Genomic DNA, 26128 nt, shown 5'->3' with positions numbered 1-26128 from the left:
CACTATTATTCATTTTTAATGAAAGTCAATCGGTTCTAGCCTGACGGTCAATCACCTCGACACCGGAGATCGACCATGTCGCCCTTGATTCGCCTCCTCGCCAGCTTCATTGCCCTGATGATGGCCATGGGCATTGGCCGCTTCGCCCTTACACCGCAGTTACCTCATTTGATCGGCGAAGGTCAGGTGGACTTGACCGCCGCCGGTCTGATCGCCGCCGCCAACTACCTGGGATATTTACTCGGCGCGCTCGACGCGATGTTCGCGCGGCGTCCGGAGCAGGTACGCCGGCGTTTATTTGCAGGCCTTTGGCTGTGTGTGCTGCTGACCCTCGCGTCGTACTGGGCCTGGGGCTTCTGGGCGCACCTGGCGTTGCGCTTCGGCACGGGCGTGGCGAGCGCCTGGGTGATGGTGATGATTACCGCCCTGAGCCAACCCTTGGCTGCGGCGACGGGCCGCCCACGGCTGGGCGCACTGGTATTCGCCGGACCCGGTTTGGGGATTTTTCTGACCGGCTTGCTGGCGCTTGGCTCGAACCTGTTGGGCCAGACATCCGACATCTTGTGGCTGGTATACGCCGGGGCGGCGCTGTTGATGTTGCTGGTGATCCTGCCGGCCCTGCCGAAACCCGTGCCTGCGGCCACTGTTGCAGCGCCAGCCGCCGTGACCTGCAACCGCGGCATCGCCCGGCTCTGCGTGGTCTACGCCTTATATGGCGTGGGCTACATCATTCCGGCGACCTTCCTGTCGCAGATGGCTTCCGCCCAGTTCCACGGGCAATGGCAGGCCGACCTGTTCTGGCCTTGCTTCGGCCTGGCCGCCGCCATCGGCGTGCTGTTGGTGAGCCTGCGCAAGCCCGACCCGAACACCACCAGCCGATGGCTGATGGCGACCTTGTGGCTGCAAGCCGCTGGCGTGTTTGCCTGCCTGCTGGGCAGCGGCGCGGGATTGGCGCTGGGCGTGATCCTGTGTGGCACGCCGTTCCTGGCTTGCATGCAATTGATGGTGCTGCGCTCCCGTGAACTGGCGCCCCATGCCATCCAGCGCAACATCGGTCTACTGACCGCATGTTTCGCCATCGGCCAGCTCAGCGGACCGTTGCTGGCGGCGCTGAGCAGCCATTTCAGTGGCGGCTTGCAACCCGCGCTGATCATTGCCGGCAGTGGCCTGGTGCTGGCGGGCGGCCTGTTGCTGCGGCCTGCCAACCGAAGCGCGGCGAAGCACTGCGCCCAAACTGTCCTGCGTTGATCAGGCCTGGCCGGCCGGGTTCAACGATGTGTTCAGTTGTGGGAAAGGTTCGCGTCGCGCCAAGGCGAAATACAACACACCGCCGAGGAAGCAGCCGGTGAACCAGGCAAAGTTGGCCATCGGTTGGAGAAACGACGTGAACGTGATCGCCACGCCCATCAGCGTCGCCGGGATCAACGCCTTCACCGCTGTCCAGTTGATACCCCCGCTGTAGTAATAACGCCCAGTCGGGCCGTCGTTGAACAGCGAATCGACATCGATCTGCTGCTTCTTGATCAGGTAGTAATCCACCAGCAGGATGCCAAACAACGGGCCGATGAACGCCGCCAGGACGTCCAGGGTGTAGTGGATCACTTCAGGGTTGTTGAACAGATTCCACGGCGTGATGAAAATCGAAGCCACCGCCGCAATCATGCCGCCGGCGCGCCAACTGATCTTGCTCGGCGCGACGTTGGCGAAGTCGAAGGCCGGGGACACGAAGTTGGCGACGATGTTGATGCCGATCGTCGCGGTGACGAAGGCAAAGGCGCCCAGCAGGACGGCGACGTTGTTGTCGATGCGCGCCACGGTGACGATCGGATCGTGGAGCATCTCACCGAACACCGGCAACGTGCCGGAAACAATCACCACGGTGACCAGGGAGAACGCGAGGAAATTCACCGGCAAGCCCCAGAAGTTTCCACGACGTACGTCGGACATGCTCCGGCAGTACCGACTGAAATCGCCGAAATTCAAGGTCGGACCCGAAAAGTAGGACACCACCAGGGCCGTCGCCACGATCACTTGGCCGAATGCCTGCCAACCCGATAAGGATTTTTCCGCCAGGGTAAAACTGATGTTGCTCCAACCGGCCTTCCAGACAATCCAACCGGCCAGCAGGAACATCACGGCGTACACCACCGGCCCAGCCCAATCGATGAAACGACGGATCGACTCCATGCCGGTCCAGAACACCAGCGCCTGGACGAACCACAGGCTGAGGAAACCGAACCAGCCCAGGTAGGACAAGCCGGCAAAATGAGGTGTCGCGTAGGCTTCCATCGAAGGAAAAAACCGCAGGACTACGATGATCAGCGCACTTGACGCCAGATACGTCTGGATCCCATACCAGGCCACCGCGATCAGCCCGCGAATCACCGCCGGGATATTTGCCCCGAACACGCCGAATGCCAGCCGGCAAATGACCGGATAAGGCACCGCCGCCTGTTGACTCGGCTTCGCGACCAGATTGGCGATCAATTGCACGATGCAAATCCCGCCGAGCAACGCGATCAGCACCTGCCAACTCGCCAGGCCCAGGGCGAACAGGCTGGCGGCAAACACATAGCCGCCGACGCTGTGCACATCGCTCATCCAGAACGCGAAGATGTTGTACCAATTCCATTTCTGCGGCAGCGGGCCCAGGTCTTCGTTATAGAGGCGGGGGCTGTAGCCGTTGGGCAATTGCTCGGACATTGCGGGGCTCCTTTGGGTGCCGCCGTGCCCCCGAGTTGATTGTCCACCACACTGCGCACGGGAGCCGGCATGGTTTGTATACGGGTTGCTACGCAGAATGCGTGCCATAGGCGCTGGATGCGAGACAAACCGTGGTTTGCGGAGCAGGAAGAAGCCTGGCGAGCACAGGCAAACGCCCACGAACGGGGCGTAGATGCGTGGTTAAGGTGCAATATTTTTGTATACAGCGATGATTTGTGGCGAGGGGATTTATCCCCGCTGGGCTTTGTAGGAGCTGTCGAGCGAAGCGAGGCTGCGATCTTTCCAACGCCCATTGAGTCGAAAGATCGCAGGCTTCGCCAGCGCCTGCAGGGGCCAGCTCCCTCGCCACAGTGTGGCTATAGGGCCGGGATTCTGCGTTTGGTCAAGTCAGCTCAATACGATCAGCATGAATGACAATCTGCCCATTCTTGTACAGCGCACCAATGGCCTTCTTGAAGTTGCCCTTGCTCACGCCAAACAGACTGCTGATCAACACCGGGTCGCTCTTGTCGCTGACCGGCAGCGTGCCGTTGTTCTCACGCAACTTGGCGAGGATCTTCGCGTTGAGGCTGGTGGCCGCTTCCTGACCCACCGGCTGCAAACTCAAGCTGATCTTGCCGTCCGGACGGATTTCCTTGATGAAACCCTTTTCCTGTTTGCCGGCGCGCATGAACTTGAAGATTTCGTTCTTGTGGATCAAGCCCCAGTGCTTGTTATTGATGATCGCCTTGAAGCCCATGTCGGTGGCTTCGGCAACCAGCAAATCGACTTCCTGCCCAGGCGTGTAGTTGGCCGGCGTCTTGTCCAGATAACGATCCAACCGCGCGGTGGCGGTGATGCGGCGGGTGTGCTTGTCGAGGTAGACGTGTACCACGCAGTACTCGCCCGCCGTCAGTTGGCGTTTTTCTTCGGAATACGGCAGCAGCAGGTCCTTTGGCAGGCCCCAGTCCAGGAACACGCCAATGCTGTTGACTTCAACCACTTTCAGGCTGGCGAATTCCCCAACCTGGACTTTCGGTTTTTCCGTGGTGGCGATCAGTTTGTCGTCGCTGTCCAGATAAATGAAAACATTGAGCCAGTCTTCATCTTCACTGGGAATATCCTTGGGGATATAACGGTTGGGCAGGAGGATTTCACCGTCCGCGCCGCCGTCCAGGTATAAACCGAAGTTGGTGTGTTTAACCACTTGCAAACTGTTGTAGCGCCCGACTAAAGCCATTTCCAAATACCCTCATTGCGTGGGCGGCATTCTACCCGGTTTTGCGGTGCGATTCGTGACGTTGAAGGATCTGCCCATCTAGGCCTTGATTTTCAAGGGTTTTCGCCTTTGACAAGGCCATTCGTCAGACGGCGAAGGGGTCGAGCCGTGCCGCTTCAGCTTTGAATAAAAGGCACGGTTGTTATTTAAAAACAGTGGCTTAGCAGTAATAAACAGGCATGCATCGGCCGATATTCAGACCTTGGCGAAAATAATCCAAGGGGATATTTGCCAAGCAATTGTCAAGTATTTCCTGTACGATGCCTGGCCCAATTAATTATCCATAGGTTAATGGCCGTCATGCGCGTAAAAGCATCCAACAGCAAAGCAAAGCCAGCTCCAGCCGTTGAAACCAGCGAGTCGATCAACGACCAGATCGCTGCGTTCCTCAAGTCCGGCGGTGAAATCCAGCAGATTGCCAAAGGTGTCAGCGGCCAGACCTTCGGTCCGTCCAAGCAGATCAGCCTGGGCAAGAAGTAATCCCCCGCGTCACCTGGTCCCAAAGCGCTTTGAATCCCGAAGCGCTTGGGCTGGAACCCCTCTCCTGAAATCCATTCCCGCAGAAATCGACGAACGGCCATCGCTGCCGAACATTCGCCGGTATGCTTGCACCTCTCTAACTCAAGCGTTCCAGCTTGGTTACGGTTCCCTGCTCCTCGCTATTCATGGAGTGAAGCATGCGCATTCCTATTGTCCTGCTGACGTTCAGCCTGCTCGCTTGCCCCTTTGCCTATGGGCAGGTATTCCAGCGCGAGCTCGGTGACTTCGACCTCAAGCTCGGCACCACCCCCAGCCGCAGCATGGCCCAAGGCCTGGTCACACCGTCGAGCACCGGCTCGTTCCACGGCGGCCTGGACCTGAGCCACGACAGTGGCTGGTACGTCGGACAATGGTCACCCAGTGCCGGCTACTCCGCCGACCTTGAAGTCGATTCCTACATGGGCTTCAAACACCCTTTCGACCAGACCCTGGGCTACGAAGTCGGCCTGATCCACTACAGCTACCCCACCGTCGACACCCTCGACAGCCAGGAATTCTACGGCGGCCTGACCATCCTCGGCAGCCGCTTCGGTGCGGCGTTGAGCAACGACCCGGACAAACAGAACAGCACCCTGTTTGCCGACCTCGGTGGCAACGTGCCCTTCGGCATCGGCATCAGCGCCAAATACACCACCCACCAACTCAATACTCCAGTCTCGGTGGAAGATGGTTATGTAGGCAGTTTCAGTGACTGGTCGCTGAAAATTTCCCGTCCGTGGCGAGGCATCGACCTGGACCTGATCTACAGCGACTCAAGCCTCAGCGGTAGCAGCTGTTCGGCGTACTCCGGCCACAACAGCGAATGCGATAGCCTGTTGACCCTGAAGATGGCCCATCCTTTTTACTAGGCTTTGTACGAAAAATGCCTGCGCGACGATCATGCTACGTTGAAAACAGGCTCGGAATGCTCATTGACAACCAGTCAACTGCGCTTCCTCGCCTGTTTTCGCCTTGCCTGATCGCCGCTCGGCGACTTTTCGTACAAAGCCTAAGCGTTACTTATTCAATCGGCTGAACTGCCGCGCGCCTGCCATGTTCAAACAAAGCACCTCCGCTTTCGCAAGGACTCGCTCATGTCGCGCTGGTTAACACGCACCGCCATGTTCCTCGCCCTGCTGCTGACACTCACCGCTTGCAGCCGTGTCGGCCTGGCCTACCGCAACCTCGACCTGATCATTCCCTGGACACTCAACGATTACCTGGAGATCAACGGTCAGCAAAAAGACTGGTTCGACGATCGCCTCAAGGAGCACTTGAGCTGGCATTGCACCACGCAATTGCCCGGCTACCTGGACTGGCTCGACCGCCTGAAGACCATGGTGCAGACCAACCAGGTGACTGATGAAGCCTTGCAGCAGCGTACCCGCGAGGCCAAGGCCGCGATCGCCGAGACCGCCCGGGCGATCACACCTTCGGCCATCGAATTGCTGCAGGGCCTGAGCGACGAGCAGGTTGCCGACATGGACGCCGCGTTCGTCAAGGACCAGCGCAAGCGGCAGCGTGAATACCTCAAGCCGACCTTGGACCAGCAGATCAAGGAGCGCGCCGAGCGCATGGAGAAACGCCTCAACGACTGGATCGGCCCGATCAACGACGCACAGCGCCAGCGGGTGTTGGCTTGGTCCACCGCCCTGGGCGACCAGAACCAGCAATGGATCGCCAACCGCGCCCACTGGCAAAACCAGTTCAGCGAAGCCGTCGCCCAGCGCCACAGCCCGGACTTCCCGAAACGCATCGAACAACTGTTGGTCAACCGCGAGAGCCTATGGACGCCCGCTTACCGCGAGGCCTACAACAAAACCGAAGCCCAGGCCCGCAGCCTGCTGGTGGACCTGATGGCCAACAGCACCCCGGCGCAGCGTGAACGGTTGTTGCAGAAGATCGATGGGGTGAAGAAGGATTTCAGTGATCTGAAATGCTTGAAGACGGCGCGCTCGTAAAACCACTGTAGATCCAATGTGGGAGCGAGCTTGCTCGCGATAATGGCTGAACAGGCAACACATCAGTTGAATGTCAGACCGCTATCGCGAGCAAGCTCGCTCCCACAGGGTTCAGCGCAGACCATCAGGCAATCTGCGCCTTAGAAGCCAGATCATCAAAGGTAAACTCATCCAGCGCATCTTCCTGCTCATCCAACACCTGGCGCGGATGATCATTGCCCGGAATGCTGCTGTCGATCAGGCTCAACAACCGCGAGCCGCGAGGCGTCAGCACGAAATTCTCGCCGTTGCCGCCCTCCTCCTCTGGCCGGGGCTCGATATACCCACGCTCCAGCAGTAATTTTTCGTACTCCCCGGCGACCGCTTTCAGATGATCGAGGTTCTCGATTTCCTCGCCCTGAGCCGCCTTTTCCGCCGCGTGCTGCTCCGCATAAGGCCGAGGGGTGAAACTGTGGCCGGCGCCGTTCTGCACTTCGTGGAGCAACCGTTCGATCAAGTCCCAGTTATAAGTCGTCATCCTGGTCCATCCTCTAAAGCTTGAGAGAGAGATGCCTACCTAACGTGTGACCGAAGCGGTTCAGCGCCGTTCAGCCGGGTTTTCGACCGCCCTTATCCACAAGCCGACCAACGGTTTGTCGAATCCGCCGCCAGCCAAACGACTAACCGTTGCAATCGTCGGTAAAATCCATCCCTGAGGAGAAGCCCCATGAACATCGAGCACCTTCCGGTCGTCTCGCGTGAAGAATGGCTCGCCGCCCGCCGCGAACACCTGGCCCACGAAAAAGCCTTCACCCGCGAACGAGACAAACTCAGCGCCGAACGCCGCGCCCTGCCCTGGGTAAAAATCGACAAACCCTACCGCTTCCAAGGTCCCCACGGCGAACTGAGCCTGGCCGACCTGTTCGGCGGCCGCAGCCAACTGATCATCTACCACTTCATGTTCGGCCCCGGCTGGGCCGAAGGCTGCCAAGGCTGCTCGTTCCTGTCCGATCATATCGACGGCGCCAACCAACACCTGGCCCACCACGACGTCGCCGTGGTCGCCGTCTCCCGCGCCCCCTTCGCCGAATTCCAACCCTTCAAACGCCGCATGGGCTGGGCCTTCGACTGGGTTTCATCCGAGGGCTGCGACTTCAACTACGACTTCGGCGTCAGCTTCAAAGCCGAAGACAGCGCCGCCGGAAAAGCCACCTACAACTACGAAAGAACCGACACCGCCGAAGGCGAACTCCCAGGCCTCAGCGTCTTCTATCGCAACGAAGCCGGCGACATCTTCCACACCTACTCCACCTACGCCCGCGGCCTCGACATCCTGGTCGGCACCTACAACTACCTCGACCTGACGCCCAAGGGCCGCAACGAAGACGAAATCATGGACTGGGTGCGACATCACGATAAATACGAAGAGGCCAAGCCCCATAGTTGCTGCCACAGCTGATACGTCAGCCCGTCCAGTCGAGCGACGTGGCGAGGGAGCTTGCTCCCGCTCGGCTGCGTAGCAGTCGCCTTCTGTGTCCGCGGGCACCAACAGGATGGCTTAGGCGAAAGCGAGCTTCTTAACTACAACAAATCAACGTGCTGACGAGCCACCCAGAGATCGTAAGCATCCTGCATCGCCAGCCAACTCTCCGGCGAGCGGCCAAATACTACAGACAACCGCATCGCCATTTCGGGCGACACGGGGCTAGTGCCCTTCAAGACACCGTTCAGTGCCGAGGGGGCTACATCGAGTTTTTCTGCCAGCTCACGGCTGCTGATGCCGTTCGGCTCTAGATAAGTCTCAGTAATGAACACCCCGGGATGGGGAGGGTTGTGCATGTTAATCAGCTCGGCGCGGTGGAAGAAGTCCTCGTCTAGCGGAGGTATATCGCTGGTATCGATGTCCGAGTCGTTCATCTTGAGCAGGCGCTCCCAATCGGTTTTCGATGTTTCCGACATAACGTATGCCTTCTAGTAGCTATCGGGTGGAGACATGCAGACCTCATCGCCTCGCCGTACGGTGCAGCCAATCACGTCAACCACATACTGATCAGACCTAAGGTTCGACGCGGCGCCCCTCTGACCAAAGAGACTACTGTCGAAACCGTCATTCTGAAATCAGACACGTCCCGTATAGAAGTACGAAGGATCCCGCTCGAAGGTTGAAACTTCCTACAAACGGACAGATGACAAAACAGCTCGTAATGGAAGAAACGAGGACTTATCCGCATCCCAACGGACGCTAAGAGGCCAAGCCCTGCGGCCACTGATGCGGATAAGCACAATCTTCAAGCCGAGCACCGCCCCGTGGCGAGGGAGCTTGCTCCCGCTCGACTGCACAGCAGTCGCTTGCTTTAAGCCGACAAATGCTAGGCCAAACGTCCTACACAAAGCTCGGAAAGCGGTGTCTTGTGGCACTAGAGCGGGCCAGCCTATAGTCCCTCGTCGCTCAAAAAGACGACCGGGTTTGGCGACTCGCATCAACAGAGAGGCTCATCAACTTCCGAGGCTCTTGCTATGACCAGATACATGCCCATCACTGGCGTCGACTGCACGCCTGCCACCCTGCTCATCGACACCGAAGCTCCACTCGACGTCCTCTTCGAAACCGCCGATTACCGCATCCGCACCGTGACCCAACTGCTGGAAAACATCGCATTTCGCTCGGACATCAGTTCCGATACGGTGGTGCTATCCGACTTCTGCAAAATGCTGACGATATCGCTGCGCGATGGGTGTGATGTGATGGATGTGATTGGGCGAAGATTGCGGGCGCAGGCTGCGGAGTAATGAAAACGGGCGACTTGCGAGTCGCCCGTTTCGCATTCGCAAATCGAATCAGAGGTCAGGGACACTCGTAACGGGAATACACTGCTGAGGCTGCGTGGTGTCATAGACATGCAGCTCACAGCCCTCCCCAACAAATTGAAACTCTGCCAGATGAAAAAGGATGAAAAAGGGGACAAATTTATTTTACAAACCCAAAACTCAGCCCCAGCTCGAAAAATAAATTGCCCCCTTTCTCACTTCCTCAACCGTGACGTAAAATTAATGAGCTAAATATTGCAGCATAGAAGATAGAGGGCTGCTATTAAGGATTATTGAATTGACTGTAAGTAACAGAGTGGAAGTTCGGATCTGAAATAATTCTGTTACTACTCAATCTGATTTGTTGTTTTTTTATGACAAGCATCCCCCAACTGTATGTATAACTTCCATCCGCATTGAGCAGAAGGTCAGGGGATTTTCGTAAATATTCTCTTTTGAATATGGTTGTGCCTGGGGATGTAAGTACTTTTCCAACGTAACCTTTCACTGGTTTACCCGTTAGCTGTGCCAGGCGCGCGGCGAAGGAGTTGGAATTTCCATTAGCTGAGAAACAGATTAATAAACGAATTTTATCGGAGTCGATGAAGTTAACTCCGGCCTTAGTTCCTGCGTCGTATAAATCATCAGGAGATAGAGCTTCGCGCGCCGAGCCGATTCGGTGATAGCCATTCTTCGATGAAGACGGAGACCCATGTGCAAGAATATTAAGTCGTTTAGCCCCCCGATGGAGGTCTTCAAAACTGAAGATATCTTCGTTGATAGGGCGAATATTCTCCATTTTTCCCGGTTGCACCGCTAGCTTTTGAGCGCCAACGTTCATCTTGCTGACAGCACGGGTTCTGGTTATTGTTCGGGTAACTCCCGGCAGAACCTTGAATAGATTCTTGATAGGCTGAGGAGTATGTCCAGTGAGGTCTAGGAAGTTCAAGGGATCTATACTGTATGCATACGCATTCAATCCACCCTCCCCAAACGGACTCCAACTATCCGGGCTGTTAAAGCGCATCAATACCGGGTTAAACGCCCGATAACCATTGCCCAGCAAATAATGCCCGGTCACCGGGTCAGGGCGCTCGCCATTGAATCCCAGTAGGCTAAGCAAGCCATCTTCCGGTGCACGATGGCCGTAAGGTGTGTAAGTGAAGGGATAAAGCTGCACTGCATCGAGTACGTTCAACACCGAACGTTGCTGGTCGGTGGTCAGCAGGGCGGTGTTCACGACGTTGCCCTGGCGCTGTTGCTGCGCCAATAGCAGGTCGTCGTGCTGAAACACCGTGCGCTGTACCTGGCCCTGGATTTCTGTGGTCAGGCGGTTTCTCAGATAAAACCGCTGGGTGTTCGCCTGCATCGAGGGCGCGCAGTTGACCAGGCGATCCAGCGCGTCGTAATGATAGTGACAGAGCAGGTTTTTGTGGTTCGTTGGCATGAAGGTGTGTTCCCTGGAAGGACCGTCGAAGCAGGCCTTCACTCTTGCGCAATTGGCCAATGCTGCCTACTAGCAGAACTGCTAGGAATACTCTGAAATAGCCAGATTTTTTGGCAAAAAAGCAAAAAGCGGCAAAAAGGGAACAGATTTGAATGGCACTTACTTAACGGCTAACTAGCTGATACGCCTGCAAAAAAAGAAAAAAGACTGGCCTTGGTCTACGGTGATAGTCGCGAACACACACCGATCAAGCAAGGACACAGCCCGATTGAATCGTAGACGCCAAATCGTCCGACATCAACAGCACCGTATGCGCCAGCACGCCACGAACAGCAATGCTCATGCTTTCTTCAAGCTGCTCACCGATCCAGAGCTATTGCGAGGTGAGTCTTGAACAATTTCCGGCTGATAGTTTTCAACCCAAACCATATAGCTTGGGTACTGCTGCTATAGTCCTCAAACGACGAACACACGAATAACACTGCACCCCAATCGCACCCGAAACCGACCCACCCGTAGCCTCGAACACATCCTTGCGATTCTCGATATGATCGGCGGCCAGGGTTAAGTCACCGCCGCTTTCAATCGAAGCACTCCAGTCATTGTCCCTTGAGCTGATCATTCATCTGAAATCAGACAGCTCCGGTACGGGGGTACGAAAGGTCCCGGGCTGAGCTGGAAACTTCCTACAAAACGGACAGCGATCGAACATCTGCCAAGCAGCAGACAAATCGCCAGCTAATGAACTTTCCCCTCACCCCGGGCCTCAACCCATTACCTGCCCAACAAGGAATATGAGGCCCTGCCATGAAAACCCTCATCAAACTCACCCTCGCCGCCACCCTCACCTGCGCCCTGCCCGCCTGGGCTACGTGCACGCCTGAAGAAGCCACCCTCAAGCGCGAGCAACTGGCAGACAAGGTCGCCAAGCTCACCGAGCAGGACCCGTCCAAGGCAAAGGAAATGAATGACGAACTGCAAGCCATGGATCTGGGGACTTCCAGCAAGGATCTGCCGGACAAGTGCCAGTTGATCGACAAGCGTCTGCAGGAGTTGGAAGAGGCGCAGAAGAAGGCGGAGTGATCGCGGGGTCAGGCATGACCAGCTTCTGTGGCGAGGGGATTTATCCCCGCTGGGCTGCGACCCCTCCCGATTAATCTGACATACCGAGTTACCAGATTTAGGGCCGCTTCGCGCCCCAGCGGGGATAAATCCCCTCGCCACGGGCGTCGTGTCAGATTCATCTGTGCATAAAAAAACCGGACCCAAGGTCCGGTTTTTTCATGCAGCGCTACCGCCAACTCACTCAGCCGCCGGCGCCTCTGGCTTGCGGCGCTTGAGCGGGGCCATGCCGTCCTTGCTGACCAGCGACGGGGCGTCGGTCTTCGGGCGGTTGGCGGTCTTGCGTTTGGTCGGGGCCTTGGCGCCGGTTTTCTTCTTGTCGCCCTTGGCGTCGACCTTTTTCTTTTTCACGCCAACGGCCTTGCCCGATGCCTTGACCTTCTTCGGCCCGCTGTAGGTGCCTTTGACTTCCTTGATGGTGCGGCGCTCGAAGCTCTGCTTGAGGTAGCGTTCGATGCTCGACATCAGGTTCCAGTCACCGTGGCAGATCAGCGAGATCGCCAGGCCGTCGTTGCCGGCACGGCCAGTACGGCCGATGCGGTGTACGTATTCGTCGCCGCTGCGGGGCATGTCGAAGTTGATGACCATGTCCAGGCCATCCACGTCCAGGCCACGGGCGGCGACGTCGGTGGCGACGAGGATTTTCACGCCACCCTGCTTCAGGCGGTCGATGGCCAGCTTGCGGTCCTTCTGGTCTTTCTCGCCGTGCAGCACGAACGCCTTGTATTCCTGGGCCACCAGGCGACCGTAGATGCGGTCGGCCATGGCCCGGGTGTTGGTGAAGACGATGGCTTTTTCGTAGGTCTCGTTGGCCAGCAGCCAGTTCACGATTTGCTCTTTGTGCTGGTTGTGGTCAGCGGTGATGATCTGCTGGTGGGTGGTGGAGTTCAGTTGGCTGACCGCGTTGAGCTGCAAATGCTCCGGGTTGTTCAGCACCTTGGCGATCATCTCGCGCAAGCCCGAACCGCCGGTGGTGGCAGAGAACAGCATGGTCTGCTGGCGGTTGACGCATTCGTCCACCAGGCGCTGCACATCTTCGGCAAAGCCCATGTCCAGCATGCGGTCGGCTTCGTCCAGCACCAGCACTTCGACTTCCTTGAGGTCGAGGTTGCCGGCGTTCAATTGCTCGATCATCCGCCCCGGGGTGCCGATCAGGATGTCCGGCACCTTGCGCAGCATGGCAGCCTGGACCTTGAAATCTTCGCCGCCGGTGATCAAGCCGGACTTGATGAAGGTGAACTGCGAGAAGCGCTCCACTTCCTTCAAGGTCTGCTGGGCCAGTTCCCGGGTCGGCAGCAGGATCAGGGTCTTGATGCTGACGCGGACCTTGGCCGGGCCGATCAGGCGGTTGAGGATCGGCAGCACGAACGCGGCGGTCTTGCCGCTGCCGGTTTGCGCCGTCACCCGCAGGTCACGCCCTTGGAGCGCGAGCGGAATAGCCGCTGCCTGCACCGGGGTTGGCTCGACAAATTTAAGCTCGGCCACGGCTTTGAGCAGGCGTTCGTGCAGGGCGAATTGGGAAAACACGGGTGCTACCTCGAAGAAATGCAAAAAAACAGCTGCATAGGGTAACGGTTTCGAGCGCGAAGGCCGAGTTTCTTTGTGCAAACGGCAGCAAATCGACGTGTTTTGATGACTGGATTCACGATCAACGGTCACTTCGCGGCGCTTAAATGCTCTAATTCGCCCCATCGCGCTCACAGAAGACCGTCTCGCCCATGGATATCAAACAACTCTGGCTCAACCTCCAGGATTTCTGGGGCGCCCTGGATCAACATCCGCTGCTGCATTCCGGCCTTGCGCTGGTGCTGCTGGTGACGATCGCATTGGTGCTCGGGCGCGTGGCGCGCTACCTGATCCTGCACGGCGCCAAGCTGATCGGCCGGCAACCGGCCCTGCACTGGGTCAACGACCTGCGCCAGAACAAAGTCTTTCATCGCCTGGCGCAGACGACGCCGTCGCTGATCATTCAGTCCTGCCTCCACCTGGTGCCGGGGCTGAGCAAGACCAGCACGGTTTTCCTGGGCAACGTCGCGCTGTCCTTCACCATCCTGTTCATGTTGCTCGCCATCAGTGCCCTGCTCAGCGCCCTGCTGGACGTCTACGCCCGCACCGAACACGCACGCACCCGCTCGATCAAGGGCTATGTGCAACTGACGAAAATGGTGCTGTATGTGTTCGGCGCGATCATCATCGTCGCCACGCTGATCGATCGTTCGCCGTTGTTGCTGCTGTCGGGCCTGGGTGCGATGTCGGCGGTGATCCTGTTGGTCTACAAGGACACGCTGCTGTCGTTCGTCGCCAGCGTGCAGTTGACCAGCAACGACATGCTGCGGGTCGGCGACTGGATCGAGATGCCGCAGGTGGGCGCCGACGGCGATGTGGTGGACATCACGCTGCACACGGTCAAGGTGCAGAACTTCGACAAGACCATCGTCTCGATCCCGACCTGGCGGTTGATGTCCGAGTCGTTCAAGAACTGGCGCGGCATGCAGCAATCCGGCGGACGACGGATCAAGCGCAGCCTGTTCATCGATGCCAGCGGCGTGCGTTTCCTGCATGACGACGAAGAGCAGCGCCTGTCCCAGGTTCGCCTGCTGACCGACTACATGGGCCGCAAACAGGCCGAGCTCAAGGCCTGGAACGAAGCCCAGGGCAACGTCGCGGCGATGTCGGCCAACCGTCGGCGGATGACCAACCTGGGCACTTTCCGCGCCTATGCCCTGGCCTATTTGAAAAGCCACCCGGAGATCCAGCCGAACATGACGTGCATGGTGCGCCAGCTACAGACCACCGCCCAGGGCATCCCGCTGGAAATCTACTGCTTCACCGGCACCACCGTGTGGGCCGACTACGAGCGCATCCAGGGGGATATTTTCGATTACCTGCTGGCGGTGATGCCGGAGTTCGGGTTGGGCTTGTACCAACAGCCGAGCGGCACGGATCTGCGGGCGGGGTTGCTGCCGGCGGTGCTGGGGGCGAGTCACCTGCCGGAGGCGCAGAAGCAGGTGGTCTAAAGCCAACCCCATCCCCCTGTGGGAGCGAGCTTGCTCGCGATAGCAGTGTGTCAGAAAAATAGATGCTGACTGATACTCCGCCATCGCGAGCAAGCTCGCTCCCACAGGGTTCATATTCAGGACTCAGGGTGAAAGCTTAGGTTGTCGTACCCCCAACCGACTGATCCACACCGCCGCCAATATCACCGACCCGCCCAGCAGCAACCGCCCCAGCGCCTCGTGCTGGTTCCAGATCAGCAGGTTCACCAGCAGCCCCACCGGCACGTGCAAGTTGTTCATCACCGCCAGCGTGCCGCCGTTGACCAGGCACGCGCCCTTGTTCCACCAGTACAGCCCCAACGCGGTGGAGACCAGGCCGAGGAAGACCAGCACGCCCCACTGCAACGGTGCTTCGGGCCAGAAATCAGCCTTGCCGAACAGCAGGAACGCCGGCAACGCCACCATCAGCGCGCCGAGGTAGAAATAACCAAAACGCCGGTAATGCGGCAGATCGCTGGGGTGACGCGCCACCAAATGCTTGTACAGCACCTGCCCGGCCGCGTAGGTGAAGTTGGCGAGTTGCAGGAGCAAGAAGCCCATGAAGAAGTCCGGGTTGATCCGGTCGTAGCGAATCACCGCCGCGCCGACCACAGCCACCAGTGCCGCGATCAGTGCCCAGGGATTGAAGCGCCGGTTGAGGGCGTCTTCGATCAAAGTCACGTGCAGCGGCGTGAGGATGGTAAATAGCAGCACTTCCGGCACCGTCAATACCCGGAAACTCAGGTAGAGGCAGACGTAGGTCACGCCGAACTGCAAGGCGCCAATCAACAGCATCCCGCGCCTGAACGATGGCTCGACCTGACGCCAGCGCGTCAGGGGAATGAACACCAGCCCCGCCAGCACGACCCGCACCAGCACCGCGAAATAACTGTCGACGTGCCCTGCAAGGTATTCGCCGATCAGGCTGAAGGAAAATGCCTGGATCAAGGTCACAAAAAGTAGATAGCCCATACCGCCCCTCGCTTTGAATGGCGGCGAAGATAGCGGGTTTTGGTGGTTGTCGCGACTCTCTCGACACGCAGGACCTTGTGGGAGCGAGCTTGCTCGCGATGGCGGCCGGCCAGTCAACATCTACATGGCTGATCCACCGCTATCGCGAGCAAGCTCGCTCCCACAGGGTCCTTGGAGCCCATCAAATCCCATACAAAAAAAAGCCCGATCTCGCTAAAGCGTTCAATCGGGCTGATGCACTCAGGAGCAAAAGTGCAAAGGGAGGTTCGATGCGCAAAACGGTTTGAAGGGAAGCGCCGAGTCACTAGACCACCCGGCGATTACCCGAGGATTAACGGTTCAGGCGACCTGGGAAAGCTTGGCGTTGGCCTGGTTCAACCCCTTCTCCTGGAAGTCGCCGCCCAGGTTCATGCCCTCGGCGTGGATGAAGGTCACGTCATGAATACCGATGAAACCCATGACCTGGCGAAGGTACGGTTCCTGGTGATCGGAAGCGCCACCAGCATGAATGCCGCCGCGTGCGGTGAGCACGAAGGCACGTTTACCGGTCAGCAGTCCCTGAGGGCCGGTGGGGGTGTACTTGAAGGTCACACCGGCACGCAGCACGTGGTCGAGCCAGGCTTTCAAGGTGCTGGGGATCGCGAAGTTGTACATCGGCGCGGCCATGACCAGTACGTCGGCAGCCAGCAGCTCTTCGGTCAGTTGGTTGGAGCGCTCCAACGACGCATTTTCGATGTCATTGCGCTGCTCGGCCGGCTTCATCCAGCCGCCCAGGAGGTTGGCATCCAGGTGCGGCACCGGATTGACGGCCAGGTCACGAACGGTGATTTCATCGGACGGATGCGCAGCTTTCCACTGGCTGATGAAGGTTTGGGTCAGTTGACGGGAAACCGAATCTTGCTGGCGGGCACTGCTTTCGATGATCAGGACGCGGGACATGGCTTGTAGGCTCCATCTGAAAATGTTGTCAGTCGATGGAGTGAAGGTTAAGCGCGATCATATCGATGAAAAAGCGCAAATAATTGCTGTAATGCATCGATATTTTCGTTTATAAGCGGAGCAAGCTTTAGGACGCTGCCCCGCCGCTGGCTATTTCGGCTTGCAGGTCAGCTCGATGCGCAGCTTGATGATGTTGCGGTTGAACTTGGCGGTGGCGTTCTTGAACTTGCCGGCGGCGACTTCGATGTTGCGGGTGCGCGGCGCTTCCGGGCCGTTGCGAAACACCACCTTGCAGGCCGCATCGGTGCTGCCGTAGTTGTTGACCTGGATCGAGCCGATGTCGGCATCAGTGTCGTAGGCGTTGTAGTCGATGCTCAGGCCGTTGAGGTGTTTTTCCACGTCGATCGGGTAGGCAAAGGCAGTCAGCGGCAGCAGGGCCAGCAGCGCACAACAGATTTTTTTCATTCGGCAGTCTCCACCAAGGGACCGCCAGCTTAGGACAAGAGGAGCTCAATATGAAAGCGCCCCGCGTGACCCTTGATCAATGGCGAACGTTGCAGGCGGTGGTGGACCACGGTGGTTTCGCCCAGGCCGCCGAAGTGCTGCACCGCTCCCAATCATCGGTGAGCTACACCGTGGCCCGCATGCAGGACCAGCTCGGCGTGCCGCTGCTGCGCATCGATGGACGCAAGGCCGTGCTGACCGAGGCCGGCGGCGTATTGTTGCGCCGCTCGCGGCAACTGGTGAAGCAGGCCAGCCAACTGGAAGACCTGGCTCACCACATGGAGCAAGGTTGGGAAGCGGAGGTGCGCCTGGTGGTCGACGCGGCCTACCCGAGTGCCCGCCTCGTCCGGGCACTGACGGCGTTCATGCCGCAGAGCCGAGGCTGCCGGGTGCGGCTGCGTGAGGAAGTGTTGTCCGGCGTCGAAGAAGTGCTACTCGAAGGCGTGGCCGACCTGGCCATCAGCGGCTTCAGCATTCCCGGTTACCTGGGCGCGGAATTGAGCGACGTCGAGTTCATCGCGGTGGCCCATCCCGAGCATCCCCTGCACCGCCTCAACCGCGAGCTGAACTTCCAGGATCTGGAAAGCCACCTGCAAGTGGTCATCCGCGACTCCGGCCGCCAACAGCCCAGGGACGTCGGCTGGCTCGGCGCCGAACAACGCTGGACCGTCGGTAGCCTCGCCACTGCCGCGACTTTTGTCGGCAGTGGCCTGGGATTCGCCTGGCTGCCCCGGCACATGATCGAACGAGAACTCAAGGAAGGCTTGCTCAAGCGTCTACCCTTGGAGCAGGGAGGCAGCCGCAATTCGACCTTCTATCTGTTCTCCAACAAGGAAAAACCCCTGGGCCCGGCCACGCAAATCCTCATCGAACTGCTGCGCACCTTTGACACGGCGCCGCTGGATGCACCGTTTGCCGCCCCTGAACAAGCCTGACAAGGACTTCGCCGATGGCCTATTTTGCGCACGAAGGTTGCAACCTGCACTACGAGGAATATGGCCAAGGCGCGCCCCTGGTGTTGGTCCACGGGCTGGGTTCCAGCACACGGGACTGGGAAAAGCAGATCCCGGTGCTGTCCGCCCGCTATCGCCTGATCGTGATGGATGTGCGCGGCCACGGTCGCTCCGACAAGCCACGCGAGCGCTACAGCATCGCCGGTTTCAGCGCTGACCTGGGCGCGCTGATCGACCACCTCGACCTGGGGGCCGTGCACCTGGTGGGCTGGTCCATGGGCGGCATGATCTGTTTCCAACTGGCCGTGGACGAGCCCGAGCGGGTCAAGAGCCTGTGCATCGTCAACAGTGCCCCCGAGGTCAAGGTCCGCACGCCCGATGATTGCTGGCAATGGTTCAAGCGCTGGAGCCTGATGCGCCTGCTCAGCCTGGAAACCATCGGCAAGGCCCTCGGCGCCAAGCTGTTTCCCAAGCCCGAACAGACCGAGCTGCGCCTGGAAATGGCCCGGCGCTGGGCAACGAACGACAAACGTGCTTATCTCGCCAGCTTCGACGCCATTGTCGGCTGGGGCGTACAGGAACGCCTGGCGCAAGTTGCCTGTCCAACCCTCATTATTTGCGCCGATCACGACTACACCCCGGTGGCGCTGAAAGAGGCTTATGTAAAGCTATTGCCTGACGCACGACTGGCAGTCATCACCGATTCACGGCACGCTACGCCGCTGGATCAACCTGAACGCTTCAACCAGACCCTGCTCGAATTCTTGACCGCTATCGATTCCACTACCCAGGATCATTGAACCCATGCTGAAAAAACTCGCCCTCGCCGCCGGCTCCGTCCTCTTTGCTGCCAACCTGATGGCCGCGCAACCGGCCAAGGCGCCGCACGTCTTGCTGGACACCACCAACGGCCAGATCGAAATCGAACTGGACCCGGTGAAGGCCCCTATCAGTACCAAGAACTTCCTTGAGTACGTCGACAGCGGCTTCTACAACAACACGATTTTCCACCGCGTGATCCCGGGCTTCATGGCCCAGGGCGGCGGCTTTACCCAGCAGATGCAACAGAAAGACACCAAGGCGCCGATCAAGAACGAAGCCAGCAATGGGCTGCACAACGTGCGCGGCACCTTGTCGATGGCCCGCACCTCCAACCCGGACTCGGCCACCAGCCAGTTCTTCATCAACGTGGCCGACAACGCCTTCCTGGATCCGGGTCGCGATGCCGGCTACGCGGTGTTCGCCAAGGTGGTCAAGGGCATGGACGTGGTGGACATCATCGTCAACTCCCAGACCACCACCAAACAAGGCATGCAAAACGTGCCGATCGACCCTGTGATCATCAAGTCGGCCAAGCGCATCGACTAAACCCGCAGGGCAAGCCTGGGCGGCGTCGGCGATCCCGCGCCGCCCACAGCAAAAAAGGAGAGCCCTGCCCGGGCTATGTACCCATGGTTTATCGCCGTTTCGAAAAACTGATCGACATCTTCCGCGACGCCCCGACATCGGCCCCGCCGAACCGCGTCCTGCCCTTCTACACCTATTACCTGAAACAAGTCTGGCCCAGCTTCGCCGCGCTATTGGTGGTTGGCCTGATCGGCGCGCTGATCGAAGTGGCGCTGTTCAGCTACCTGAGCCGTATCATCGACCTGACCCAGGCGACGCCCAGCGCCGACTTCTTCAAGGTCCACGGCCTTGAACTGGCCTGGATGGCCGTGGTTGCGCTGGTGTTCAGGCCGATCTTCGTGGCCCTGCATGACCTGCTGGTCCACCAGACCCTAAGCCCGAGCATGACCAGCCTGATCCGCTGGCAGAACCACAGCTACGTGCTCAAGCAGAGCCTCAACTTCTTCCAGAACGATTTCGCCGGGCGCATCGCCCAACGCATCATGCAGACCGGCAACTCCTTGCGGGACTCGGCGGTGCAGGCCGTGGATGCGTTGTGGCACGTGCTGATCTATGCCATCAGTTCCCTGGTGCTGTTCGCCGAAGCCGATTGGCGCCTGATGATTCCGCTGTTGATGTGGATCGCGGCCTACATCGGCGCGCTGTATTACTTCGTACCCCGGGTCAAGGAACGCTCCGTGGTGTCGTCCGATGCCCGCTCCAAGCTGATGGGGCGGATCGTCGATGGCTACACCAATATCACCACCCTGAAACTGTTCGCCCACACCAACTTCGAACAGCAATACGCCCGCGAAGCCATCGAAGAACAGACCGAAAAAGCCCAACTGGCCGGCCGCGTGGTGACCAGCATGGACGTGGTCATCACCAGCATGAACGGCTTGCTGATCGCGGGCACCACGGCCCTGGCGCTGTGGTTGTGGACCCAATCGCTGATCAGCGTCGGCGCGATTGCGCTGGCCACCGGCCTGGTGATCCGCATCGTCAACATGTCTGGCTGGATCATGTGGGTGGTCACCGGCATCTTCGAAAACATCGGCATGGTCCAGGATGGCTTGCAGACCATCTCCCAACCCGTCAGCGTCACCGACCGCGAGCAGGCCAAGCCGCTCGCGGTGGCCCAGGGCGAGGTGCGCTTCGAGCACGTGGATTTCCACTACGGCAAGAAAAGCGGCGTGATCGGCGACCTGAACCTGGTGATCAAGCCGGGCGAGAAAATCGGCCTGATCGGACCATCCGGCGCAGGTAAATCGACGCTGGTGAACCTGCTGTTGCGTCTTTATGACGTCCAGGGCGGGCGCATCCTCATCGATGGCCAGGACATTGCCCACGTCGGCCAGGAAAGCCTGCGCGCGCGCATCGGCATGATCACCCAGGACACGTCGCTGCTGCACCGTTCGATCCGCGACAACCTGCTTTACGGCAAGCCCGACGCCACCGACGCGCAACTCTGGGAGGCGGTGCACAAGGCCCGGGCGGATGAGTTCATCCCGCTGCTCTCGGACGCCGAAGGCCGCACCGGTTTCGATGCCCACGTCGGCGAGCGCGGCGTGAAGCTCTCCGGCGGCCAGCGCCAGCGCATCGCCATCGCTCGGGTGCTGCTCAAGGATGCGCCGATCCTGATCATGGACGAAGCGACCTCCGCGCTGGACTCGGAAGTCGAGGCGGCGATCCAGGAAAGCCTCGAGACGCTGATGCAAGGCAAGACCGTGATCGCCATCGCCCACCGCCTCTCCACCATCGCCCGGATGGACCGGCTGGTGGTGCTGGAGAAGGGGCGCATCGCCGAGACAGGCAGCCATGCCGAGCTGTTGGCCCAGGGTGGGTTGTATGCGCGGCTGTGGCAGCATCAGACGGGTGGGTTCGTGGGGATCGATTGATCTCTATCTCCCGCTGGGGCGTAGGAGCTATGTAGGAGCTGCCGAGCGAAGCGAGGCTGCGATCTTTCCAAGGACACATGAATCCCAAGCGAAAGATCAAAACGATCAAAAGATCGCAGGCTTCGCCAGCTCCTACAGAGCCCAGCGGGAGTCAGTGCGTACCGGACTATTCAACACTGCCGATAAGGCAGTGCCGTCCTGGCCTCTTCGGCATACGCCAGCACGCCCTCGTGTTCGCGAGCTAGAAAATCCGCCACCGCCGCTTTCAGGCCTGGATGACGCAGGTAGTGCCACGAGCGCGTGATCACCGGTTCGAACCCGCGGATCAACTTGTGCTCGCCCTGGGCTCCGGCGTCAAAACGCTGCAGGCCGTTAGCAATCGCGTAGTCCATGCCCTGGTAGAAACACGTCTCGAAATGCAGGCGATCGAATTCCGCCAGGCATCCCCAGTAACGTCCATAGAAACTGTCGCCGCCCACCAGGCTGAACGCCATCGCCACGGGCCGTGAGCCTTGCTTGGCCAGCACCACGCGAATGGCCTCGGGCATACGCTCGGCCAGCACGCTGAAGAACGCACGGGTCAGATAGGGCGCCTGACGACGCACCGCGTAGGTGTTGGCGTAACAGGCGTAGACGAAATCCCACGCTGCTTCGTCCAGTTGATGGCCTTCCAGCCATTCGAAATCAATGCCCTGCCCCGCCACCTGTTCGCGCTCCTTGCGCATCTGCTTGCGCTTGCGGGAACTGAGCGCATCGAGGAAATCCTGGAAGTCCCGATAGCCGCGATTCTGCCAGTGGTATTGGCAGCCGATCCGCTGCAACCAGCCCTCCTGCCCGGCCAGTGCCGCATCGGTGAAGGCATCGGTGAAGTTGATGTGGGCGCTGGAAAGCCCCTCGATTTCCAAGTAACCCGGCAAGCTGCCCAGCAACTCCAGGCCATCCTCCGCACGCGCCGTCAACAGTCGCGGGCCACTCACCGGACTGAACGGCACCGCCGTCAGCAGCTTGGGGTAATAGTCGATGCCGGCCCGGGCGCAAGCGTCGGCCCAGCCGTGATCGAACACATACTCGCCATAGGAGTGCCATTTGCGATAGCTGGGCAACGCCGCCAGCAGCCGCCCTTCCTCGAAGTGCAGCAGGTGCTCGGGCTGCCACCCGGTATGCGAGCCCAGGCTGGCGCTGTCTTCCAGGGCGGTGAGAAAGGCGTGGCGCAGGAAGGGTTGGTTGACGGGCACCAGCGCGTCCCACTCGTGTGGCGCGATGGCGGACAGGCTGTCCAAGACGTGAAGCGGCATGCGGTTCCCCGGGATCCAGACGACGGATTGCGCGAGTATCGCCGATCCTGAGCAGACGGGGATAAAAAAACCCCGCCAGAGGCGGGGTTCAAAGGAGCTGTAACGGATGAAGATGTAGCGGTGTATCAGGTCAGCGATTTAGAACACGTACTGGGCGCGCATGACAAAACCGTCGCCGTCGTCATCGCCGTTGACGTTGGTGACCTTGTCGGTCTTGGCCTTGACGTAGGCGGCCGAGATTTTCACCGCTTCGTTGGCGTACCAGTTCACGCCCAGGTTGTGCACCTTGGCTTCGGCATCACCCACTTCGCGGGTGGCGGTCGCGGTGGTGATGTTGTCGTCTTCGACGGTCATGCTGTCGTAGCGGTAGAACACTTCCCAGGCGCCGATGGACTTGTTCTGAGGTTTGATCGCGTCGAACTTGCCGACTTTATAACCACGGGACTCGCCAGTGAGGGTGTACGCGCCCTGGACGTAGAAACCGTGGCCCTTGATGTCTTCGAAACCGTCGGCGTCAGCCTTGGTCTTGCGGGTGATGTATTCACCTTGGATCGACGCCGGGCCCATGGCGAAAGCAGCTTCCAGGCCGAACGCGGTGTCACGGTCGTACGAGCCGGCCGGGGAGTTGTTGGCGCCGCCCAGTACCGGACGGTTGCCGTTTGGACCGGCGTCATTGCCGCCCAGGGTTTCAACGCCACGCATGCCCAGGCGGGAGCGGTAGCGCGCATCGAACACGGTGTCGGACACGTCACGGGAAGCCACGTTCAGGCCGAAGTGCAGCACGTTGCCGGCGTCGTGCATCGGCGCGAAGACGAAACGGCCGTTGACCTGCTTGACGCTGTCGCCGTCAGTGTCGTCGGTGTCCTTGCTGAAGACGCCAGCCGAGGCATAGAACGAATCGGCGAAGGTGCTCGACGCCTGGAGGCCCAGGCCGTTCTGGTGGCTGTTGGCCCAGTCGATCAAGTCGTAGGCGGCGTTACGCTCTGGAGCGGTCACCCACTTGGAGCTGGTGGCTTTTTCCAGGCCGAAATCGGGGTCGAAACGACCGACTTTGATCGAAACAGGCTTGAAGCCGTTGTAGGCCAGCGACGCTTCGTCGAAGTAGCCGTTGTCGGAGTCGCCACTGTTGTGGGACATGTCGTAGTTGATGGTATAGGCCCAGTCCGTGTACAGCACGCCGGACAATTCCAGGAAGGCGCGGCGGATGTAAGCGGCGTCTGCCGAGTTGCCGTTGTCAGTGTAGATACCATCGAATTTGCTGTAGTCAGCCTGCAAACGACCGCCGAGCTTGAAGCTGAACTCTTTGTCAGTGGTAGCGACCTCCAGGCCGCCCTTGGTCTTGACCACGATATCGGCGCCGTCAGTGGTCACGGTGCCGGCGAAAGCCTGGGCGGTTACTGCCATTGCCAGTGCGCTGGCGGCAACACCTGCGAAGTGCTTACGGATCATCGAAGAATTCCCCTAGTTGGTAGTCTATGCGTTAGAAAACACGCGGAACTGGGCCCGCTGGTGTTGGGAGGGGATCTTGGCGATGGGTGATGTCAGGCGAGTTGCTATCACATAAAGGTTTTATGACAGCGGAACTTTTTACTTCGAAAGGGAATAAAAAAAGAGCAGCTTCGAGCGGGGAGCTGCGAGCGGCAAGCTAGAGCGGCGGCAGGCGTTTTGGGCGATGAAGCGCCTCCCGCTGGGCTGTAGGCGCTGCGTAGGAGCTGCGTAGGAGCTGCCGAGCGAAGCGAGGCTGCGATCTTTCCCCAGACACTTGAATCCCAAGCGAAAGATCAAAGATCAAAGATCAAAAGATCGCAGGCTTCGCCAGCTCCTACAAACCCCAGCGGGAGCAAGCTCCCTCGCCACAGGAAATCGAGCAGGGGCAGATCAACGCTTGCGCAGAATCACGCTGCCGATCGAATAGCCGGCGCCAAACGAACTGAGCACCGCGACCGAACCGCTGGGCAAGTCATCCTGGTACATGTGGAATGAAATCACCGAACCGGCCGAGCTAGTGTTGGCGTAGCGGTCGAGGATCACCGGGGCTTCCTCTTCGGTGGCTTCGCGTCCCAGCAGCTTGCGCACGATCAGCTGGTTCATGCTCAGGTTGGCCTGGTGGAGCCAGAAGCGCTTCACTTCGCCGACGTTCAGCTGGTTTTCTGCCAAATGAGCGCCGATCAGCTCAGCCACCATCGGGCAGACATCACGGAACACCTTGCGGCCTTCCTGGACGAACAGTTTGTCCCGCGTGCCGATGCCCTCTTCCGCCGCGCGGTTGAGGAAGCCGAAGTTGTTGCGGATGTTGTTGGAGAACTTGGTGAGCAGCTTGGTGCTGACCACGTCGAACTGGTACGGCGAGGTCGCCTGGTCCGCGCGCTCGATGATCACGGCCGTGGCCGCGTCGCCGAAGATGAAATGGCTGTCGCGGTCACGGAAATTCAGGTGGCCGGTGCACACTTCCGGGTTGACCATCAGGATCGCCCGGGCCTGGCCCAGTTGCACGCTGTTGGCGGCGGCCTGGATGCCGAACGTCGCCGAGGAACAGGCCACGTTCATGTCGAAACCAAAACCTTCGATGCCCAGGGCTTCCTGGACTTCGATGGCGATCGCCGGGTATGGACGCTGCAGGTTGGAGCAGGCGACGATCACGCCGTCGATGTCGGCAGCGCTGCGGCCGGCGCGCTCAAGGGCTTGTTTCGCGGCGCCGACGGCCATTTCGCAAAGCACCGACCACTCGTCGTTGGAGCGCTCGGGCAGGCGTGGGGTCATGCGCTGTGGATCGAGGATACCGTCCTTGTCCATGACAAAGCGGCTCTTGATGCCCGACGCCTTTTCGATGAACGCCGCATTGGATTCGGTCAATGCTTCCACTTCGCCGCGCTCGATGGCTTCGGCGTTATCGGCGTTGAACTGCGCGACATAGGTATTGAAAGATTGCACCAGCTCTTCGTTGGAGATGCTGTTGGCCGGGGTGTACAGGCCGGTGCCGCTGATGACGACGTTATGCATGGTCGTGTCTCTGATCTGTTCAGGCAGAAAGTATTGGCACCGACGTACCAACACACAAAGGGACTTTTCCCATCCGGGGAAGCAGCCCAGGCATCGCTTTATTCCGATCCGCCCGTGAGATTGAAGCGCAAAACCACGGGACCGGCATTTATAGGCGCGAAGTTTGCCATAAACGCTGGCGTTTGGCCCATTCTCCATTCACTACAACACCCTACCCTGTGGGAGCGAGCTTGCTCGCGATGGCGGGGGTTCAGCCTGCATTGATGTTGACTCATACACCGCTATCGCGAGCAAGCTCGCTCCCACAGGGCTTCACAGGGGGTTGATG

At 59.4% G+C, this 26128-nt stretch carries 23 protein-coding genes and 1 pseudogene; 12 read left to right on the top strand and 12 right to left on the bottom strand.

The genetic code is table 11. The features are described from left to right. Window positions 1-75: 75 nt before the first annotated feature. Window positions 76-1248, top strand: coding sequence for an MFS transporter (locus tag M8Q45_RS04645; RefSeq protein WP_249873752.1), 1173 nt, complete (start codon window positions 76-78; stop codon window positions 1246-1248). Here M8Q45_RS04645 and M8Q45_RS04640 read toward each other — a convergent pair whose 3' ends face one another. Both M8Q45_RS04640 and M8Q45_RS04635 read right to left on the bottom strand, forming a co-directional pair. Beyond that, complete coding sequence (locus M8Q45_RS04640; RefSeq protein WP_249873751.1) at window positions 1249-2703, bottom strand: NCS1 family nucleobase:cation symporter-1; 1455 nt, start codon at window positions 2701-2703, stop codon at window positions 1249-1251. A gap of 403 nt (window positions 2704-3106) precedes the next feature. Then, window positions 3107-3943: a CvfB family protein gene (locus M8Q45_RS04635; RefSeq protein WP_181287474.1), complete on the bottom strand. Its 837-nt coding sequence runs from the start codon at window positions 3941-3943 to the stop codon at window positions 3107-3109. A 330-nt stretch (window positions 3944-4273) separates the two neighbouring features. Here M8Q45_RS04635 and M8Q45_RS04630 point away from each other — a divergent pair, with 330 nt between their 5' ends. The 3 genes from M8Q45_RS04630 to M8Q45_RS04620 all read left to right on the top strand — a co-directional run bounded on the left by M8Q45_RS04630 (window position 4274) and on the right by M8Q45_RS04620 (window position 6462). Next, window positions 4274-4462 (top strand): PFL_1563 family small protein, encoded by a 189-nt coding sequence (locus M8Q45_RS04630; protein ID WP_018607615.1) that lies wholly within the window; start codon window positions 4274-4276, stop codon window positions 4460-4462. Between the two features lie 197 nt (window positions 4463-4659). Continuing rightward, the gene (locus M8Q45_RS04625; protein WP_249873750.1) at window positions 4660-5370 is read left to right on the top strand and encodes a TorF family putative porin; all 711 of its coding nucleotides are present in this window, start codon (window positions 4660-4662) and stop codon (window positions 5368-5370) included. A 225-nt stretch (window positions 5371-5595) separates the two neighbouring features. Continuing rightward, window positions 5596-6462 carry a DUF6279 family lipoprotein gene (locus M8Q45_RS04620; protein WP_249873749.1) on the top strand — a complete coding sequence of 289 codons (867 nt, stop codon included), beginning with the start codon at window positions 5596-5598 and terminating at the stop codon, window positions 6460-6462. 124 nt (window positions 6463-6586) lie between these two features. On the opposite strand, the gene M8Q45_RS04615 is transcribed toward M8Q45_RS04620, so the two are convergent. Beyond that, window positions 6587-6979: a hypothetical protein gene (locus M8Q45_RS04615; RefSeq protein WP_030141150.1), complete on the bottom strand. Its 393-nt coding sequence runs from the start codon at window positions 6977-6979 to the stop codon at window positions 6587-6589. Between the two features lie 189 nt (window positions 6980-7168). Between M8Q45_RS04615 and M8Q45_RS04610 the strand changes: the two genes are divergently transcribed. Next, complete coding sequence (locus tag M8Q45_RS04610) at window positions 7169-7900, top strand: DUF899 domain-containing protein (protein WP_249873748.1); 732 nt, start codon at window positions 7169-7171, stop codon at window positions 7898-7900. A gap of 99 nt (window positions 7901-7999) precedes the next feature. On the opposite strand, the pseudogene M8Q45_RS04605 reads toward M8Q45_RS04610, so the two are convergent. After that, window positions 8000-8280, bottom strand: a pseudogene (locus M8Q45_RS04605) (HigA family addiction module antitoxin). A gap of 678 nt (window positions 8281-8958) precedes the next feature. Between M8Q45_RS04605 and M8Q45_RS04600 the strand changes: the two are divergent. Then, window positions 8959-9231 carry a hypothetical protein gene (locus M8Q45_RS04600; RefSeq protein WP_249873747.1) on the top strand — a complete coding sequence of 91 codons (273 nt, stop codon included), beginning with the start codon at window positions 8959-8961 and terminating at the stop codon, window positions 9229-9231. A gap of 301 nt (window positions 9232-9532) precedes the next feature. On the opposite strand, the gene M8Q45_RS04595 is transcribed toward M8Q45_RS04600, so the two are convergent. After that, window positions 9533-10696 (bottom strand): RHS repeat-associated core domain-containing protein, encoded by a 1164-nt coding sequence (locus M8Q45_RS04595; protein ID WP_249873746.1) that lies wholly within the window; start codon window positions 10694-10696, stop codon window positions 9533-9535. An 807-nt stretch (window positions 10697-11503) separates the two neighbouring features. Here M8Q45_RS04595 and M8Q45_RS04585 point away from each other — a divergent pair. Next, a complete protein-coding gene (locus M8Q45_RS04585; RefSeq protein ID WP_249873745.1) occupies window positions 11504-11779 on the top strand; it encodes a hypothetical protein in 276 nt (91 codons plus the stop codon). 219 nt (window positions 11780-11998) lie between these two features. Here M8Q45_RS04585 and M8Q45_RS04580 read toward each other — a convergent pair whose 3' ends face one another. Next, window positions 11999-13345 carry a DEAD/DEAH box helicase gene (locus M8Q45_RS04580; RefSeq protein ID WP_249873744.1) on the bottom strand — a complete coding sequence of 449 codons (1347 nt, stop codon included), beginning with the start codon at window positions 13343-13345 and terminating at the stop codon, window positions 11999-12001. Window positions 13346-13536: 191 nt separating this feature from the next. Here M8Q45_RS04580 and M8Q45_RS04575 point away from each other — a divergent pair, with 191 nt between their 5' ends. Beyond that, the gene (locus tag M8Q45_RS04575) at window positions 13537-14835 is read left to right on the top strand and encodes a mechanosensitive ion channel family protein (protein ID WP_249873743.1); all 1299 of its coding nucleotides are present in this window, start codon (window positions 13537-13539) and stop codon (window positions 14833-14835) included. Between the two features lie 123 nt (window positions 14836-14958). On the opposite strand, the gene M8Q45_RS04570 is transcribed toward M8Q45_RS04575, so the two are convergent. The 3 genes from M8Q45_RS04570 to M8Q45_RS04560 all read right to left on the bottom strand — a co-directional run bounded on the left by M8Q45_RS04570 (window position 14959) and on the right by M8Q45_RS04560 (window position 17229). Further along, window positions 14959-15825, bottom strand: a complete 867-nt coding sequence (locus M8Q45_RS04570) for a carboxylate/amino acid/amine transporter (RefSeq protein WP_249873742.1) — start codon at window positions 15823-15825, stop codon at window positions 14959-14961. A gap of 339 nt (window positions 15826-16164) precedes the next feature. Then, window positions 16165-16764: an FMN-dependent NADH-azoreductase gene (locus M8Q45_RS04565; protein WP_249873741.1), complete on the bottom strand. Its 600-nt coding sequence runs from the start codon at window positions 16762-16764 to the stop codon at window positions 16165-16167. Between the two features lie 150 nt (window positions 16765-16914). Continuing rightward, window positions 16915-17229 carry a hypothetical protein gene (locus tag M8Q45_RS04560; RefSeq protein WP_030141160.1) on the bottom strand — a complete coding sequence of 105 codons (315 nt, stop codon included), beginning with the start codon at window positions 17227-17229 and terminating at the stop codon, window positions 16915-16917. A gap of 50 nt (window positions 17230-17279) precedes the next feature. Here M8Q45_RS04560 and M8Q45_RS04555 point away from each other — a divergent pair, with 50 nt between their 5' ends. From M8Q45_RS04555 to M8Q45_RS04540, 4 genes are all read left to right on the top strand, one after another. Continuing rightward, on the top strand, window positions 17280-18203 hold the full coding sequence (locus tag M8Q45_RS04555; protein ID WP_030141161.1) for a PA3225 family LysR-type transcriptional regulator: 924 nt from the start codon (window positions 17280-17282) through the stop codon (window positions 18201-18203). A gap of 14 nt (window positions 18204-18217) precedes the next feature. Further along, entirely contained in the window at window positions 18218-19021 is an 804-nt protein-coding gene (locus M8Q45_RS04550) for an alpha/beta fold hydrolase (RefSeq protein WP_249873740.1), read from the top strand. A gap of 4 nt (window positions 19022-19025) precedes the next feature. Next, the gene (locus M8Q45_RS04545; protein ID WP_217860101.1) at window positions 19026-19589 is read left to right on the top strand and encodes a peptidylprolyl isomerase; all 564 of its coding nucleotides are present in this window, start codon (window positions 19026-19028) and stop codon (window positions 19587-19589) included. 83 nt (window positions 19590-19672) lie between these two features. Next, on the top strand, window positions 19673-21505 hold the full coding sequence (locus M8Q45_RS04540; protein ID WP_198797172.1) for an ABC transporter ATP-binding protein: 1833 nt from the start codon (window positions 19673-19675) through the stop codon (window positions 21503-21505). A 170-nt stretch (window positions 21506-21675) separates the two neighbouring features. On the opposite strand, the gene M8Q45_RS04535 is transcribed toward M8Q45_RS04540, so the two are convergent. The 3 genes from M8Q45_RS04535 to M8Q45_RS04525 form a co-directional block, all read right to left on the bottom strand. Next, entirely contained in the window at window positions 21676-22800 is a 1125-nt protein-coding gene (locus M8Q45_RS04535; protein ID WP_249873739.1) for a GNAT family N-acetyltransferase, read from the bottom strand. Window positions 22801-22938: 138 nt separating this feature from the next. After that, window positions 22939-24249 (bottom strand): OprO/OprP family phosphate-selective porin, encoded by a 1311-nt coding sequence (locus tag M8Q45_RS04530; RefSeq protein WP_249873738.1) that lies wholly within the window; start codon window positions 24247-24249, stop codon window positions 22939-22941. A 429-nt stretch (window positions 24250-24678) separates the two neighbouring features. After that, window positions 24679-25800 carry a beta-ketoacyl-ACP synthase III gene (locus tag M8Q45_RS04525; RefSeq protein WP_249873737.1) on the bottom strand — a complete coding sequence of 374 codons (1122 nt, stop codon included), beginning with the start codon at window positions 25798-25800 and terminating at the stop codon, window positions 24679-24681. Between the last annotated feature and the right edge of the window lie 328 nt (window positions 25801-26128).

Source organism: Pseudomonas sp. T1.Ur, from assembly GCF_023516725.1.
In the GTDB taxonomy this organism is placed as follows: domain Bacteria; phylum Pseudomonadota; class Gammaproteobacteria; order Pseudomonadales; family Pseudomonadaceae; genus Aquipseudomonas; species Aquipseudomonas alvandae.
The sequence above is the reverse complement of the archived record's forward strand: the minus strand, read 5'-3'. Positions and strand labels throughout refer to the sequence as shown.

Bases quoted from the DNA above. Each gene is read 5' to 3' on its own strand.
- M8Q45_RS04585 (WP_249873745.1), top strand. From the start codon at position 11,504: ATGAAAACCCTCATCAAACTCACCCTCGCCGCCACCCTCACCTGCGCC.
- M8Q45_RS04625 (WP_249873750.1), top strand. From the start codon at position 4,660: ATGCGCATTCCTATTGTCCTGCTGACGTTCAGCCTGCTCGCTTGCCCC.
- M8Q45_RS04595 (WP_249873746.1), bottom strand. From the start codon at position 10,696: ATGCCAACGAACCACAAAAACCTGCTCTGTCACTATCATTACGACGCG.
- M8Q45_RS04645 (WP_249873752.1), top strand. From the start codon at position 76: ATGTCGCCCTTGATTCGCCTCCTCGCCAGCTTCATTGCCCTGATGATG.
- M8Q45_RS04540 (WP_198797172.1), top strand. From the start codon at position 19,673: ATGGTTTATCGCCGTTTCGAAAAACTGATCGACATCTTCCGCGACGCC.
- M8Q45_RS04530 (WP_249873738.1), bottom strand. From the start codon at position 24,249: ATGATCCGTAAGCACTTCGCAGGTGTTGCCGCCAGCGCACTGGCAATG.
- M8Q45_RS04560 (WP_030141160.1), bottom strand. From the start codon at position 17,229: ATGAAAAAAATCTGTTGTGCGCTGCTGGCCCTGCTGCCGCTGACTGCC.
- M8Q45_RS04635 (WP_181287474.1), bottom strand. From the start codon at position 3,943: ATGGCTTTAGTCGGGCGCTACAACAGTTTGCAAGTGGTTAAACACACC.
- M8Q45_RS04620 (WP_249873749.1), top strand. From the start codon at position 5,596: ATGTCGCGCTGGTTAACACGCACCGCCATGTTCCTCGCCCTGCTGCTG.
- M8Q45_RS04565 (WP_249873741.1), bottom strand. From the start codon at position 16,764: ATGTCCCGCGTCCTGATCATCGAAAGCAGTGCCCGCCAGCAAGATTCG.
- M8Q45_RS04525 (WP_249873737.1), bottom strand. From the start codon at position 25,800: ATGCATAACGTCGTCATCAGCGGCACCGGCCTGTACACCCCGGCCAAC.
- M8Q45_RS04535 (WP_249873739.1), bottom strand. From the start codon at position 22,800: ATGCCGCTTCACGTCTTGGACAGCCTGTCCGCCATCGCGCCACACGAG.
- M8Q45_RS04545 (WP_217860101.1), top strand. From the start codon at position 19,026: ATGCTGAAAAAACTCGCCCTCGCCGCCGGCTCCGTCCTCTTTGCTGCC.
- M8Q45_RS04600 (WP_249873747.1), top strand. From the start codon at position 8,959: ATGACCAGATACATGCCCATCACTGGCGTCGACTGCACGCCTGCCACC.
- M8Q45_RS04610 (WP_249873748.1), top strand. From the start codon at position 7,169: ATGAACATCGAGCACCTTCCGGTCGTCTCGCGTGAAGAATGGCTCGCC.
- M8Q45_RS04570 (WP_249873742.1), bottom strand. From the start codon at position 15,825: ATGGGCTATCTACTTTTTGTGACCTTGATCCAGGCATTTTCCTTCAGC.
- M8Q45_RS04615 (WP_030141150.1), bottom strand. From the start codon at position 6,979: ATGACGACTTATAACTGGGACTTGATCGAACGGTTGCTCCACGAAGTG.
- M8Q45_RS04550 (WP_249873740.1), top strand. From the start codon at position 18,218: ATGGCCTATTTTGCGCACGAAGGTTGCAACCTGCACTACGAGGAATAT.
- M8Q45_RS04575 (WP_249873743.1), top strand. From the start codon at position 13,537: ATGGATATCAAACAACTCTGGCTCAACCTCCAGGATTTCTGGGGCGCC.
- M8Q45_RS04555 (WP_030141161.1), top strand. From the start codon at position 17,280: ATGAAAGCGCCCCGCGTGACCCTTGATCAATGGCGAACGTTGCAGGCG.
- M8Q45_RS04630 (WP_018607615.1), top strand. From the start codon at position 4,274: ATGGCCGTCATGCGCGTAAAAGCATCCAACAGCAAAGCAAAGCCAGCT.
- M8Q45_RS04640 (WP_249873751.1), bottom strand. From the start codon at position 2,703: ATGTCCGAGCAATTGCCCAACGGCTACAGCCCCCGCCTCTATAACGAA.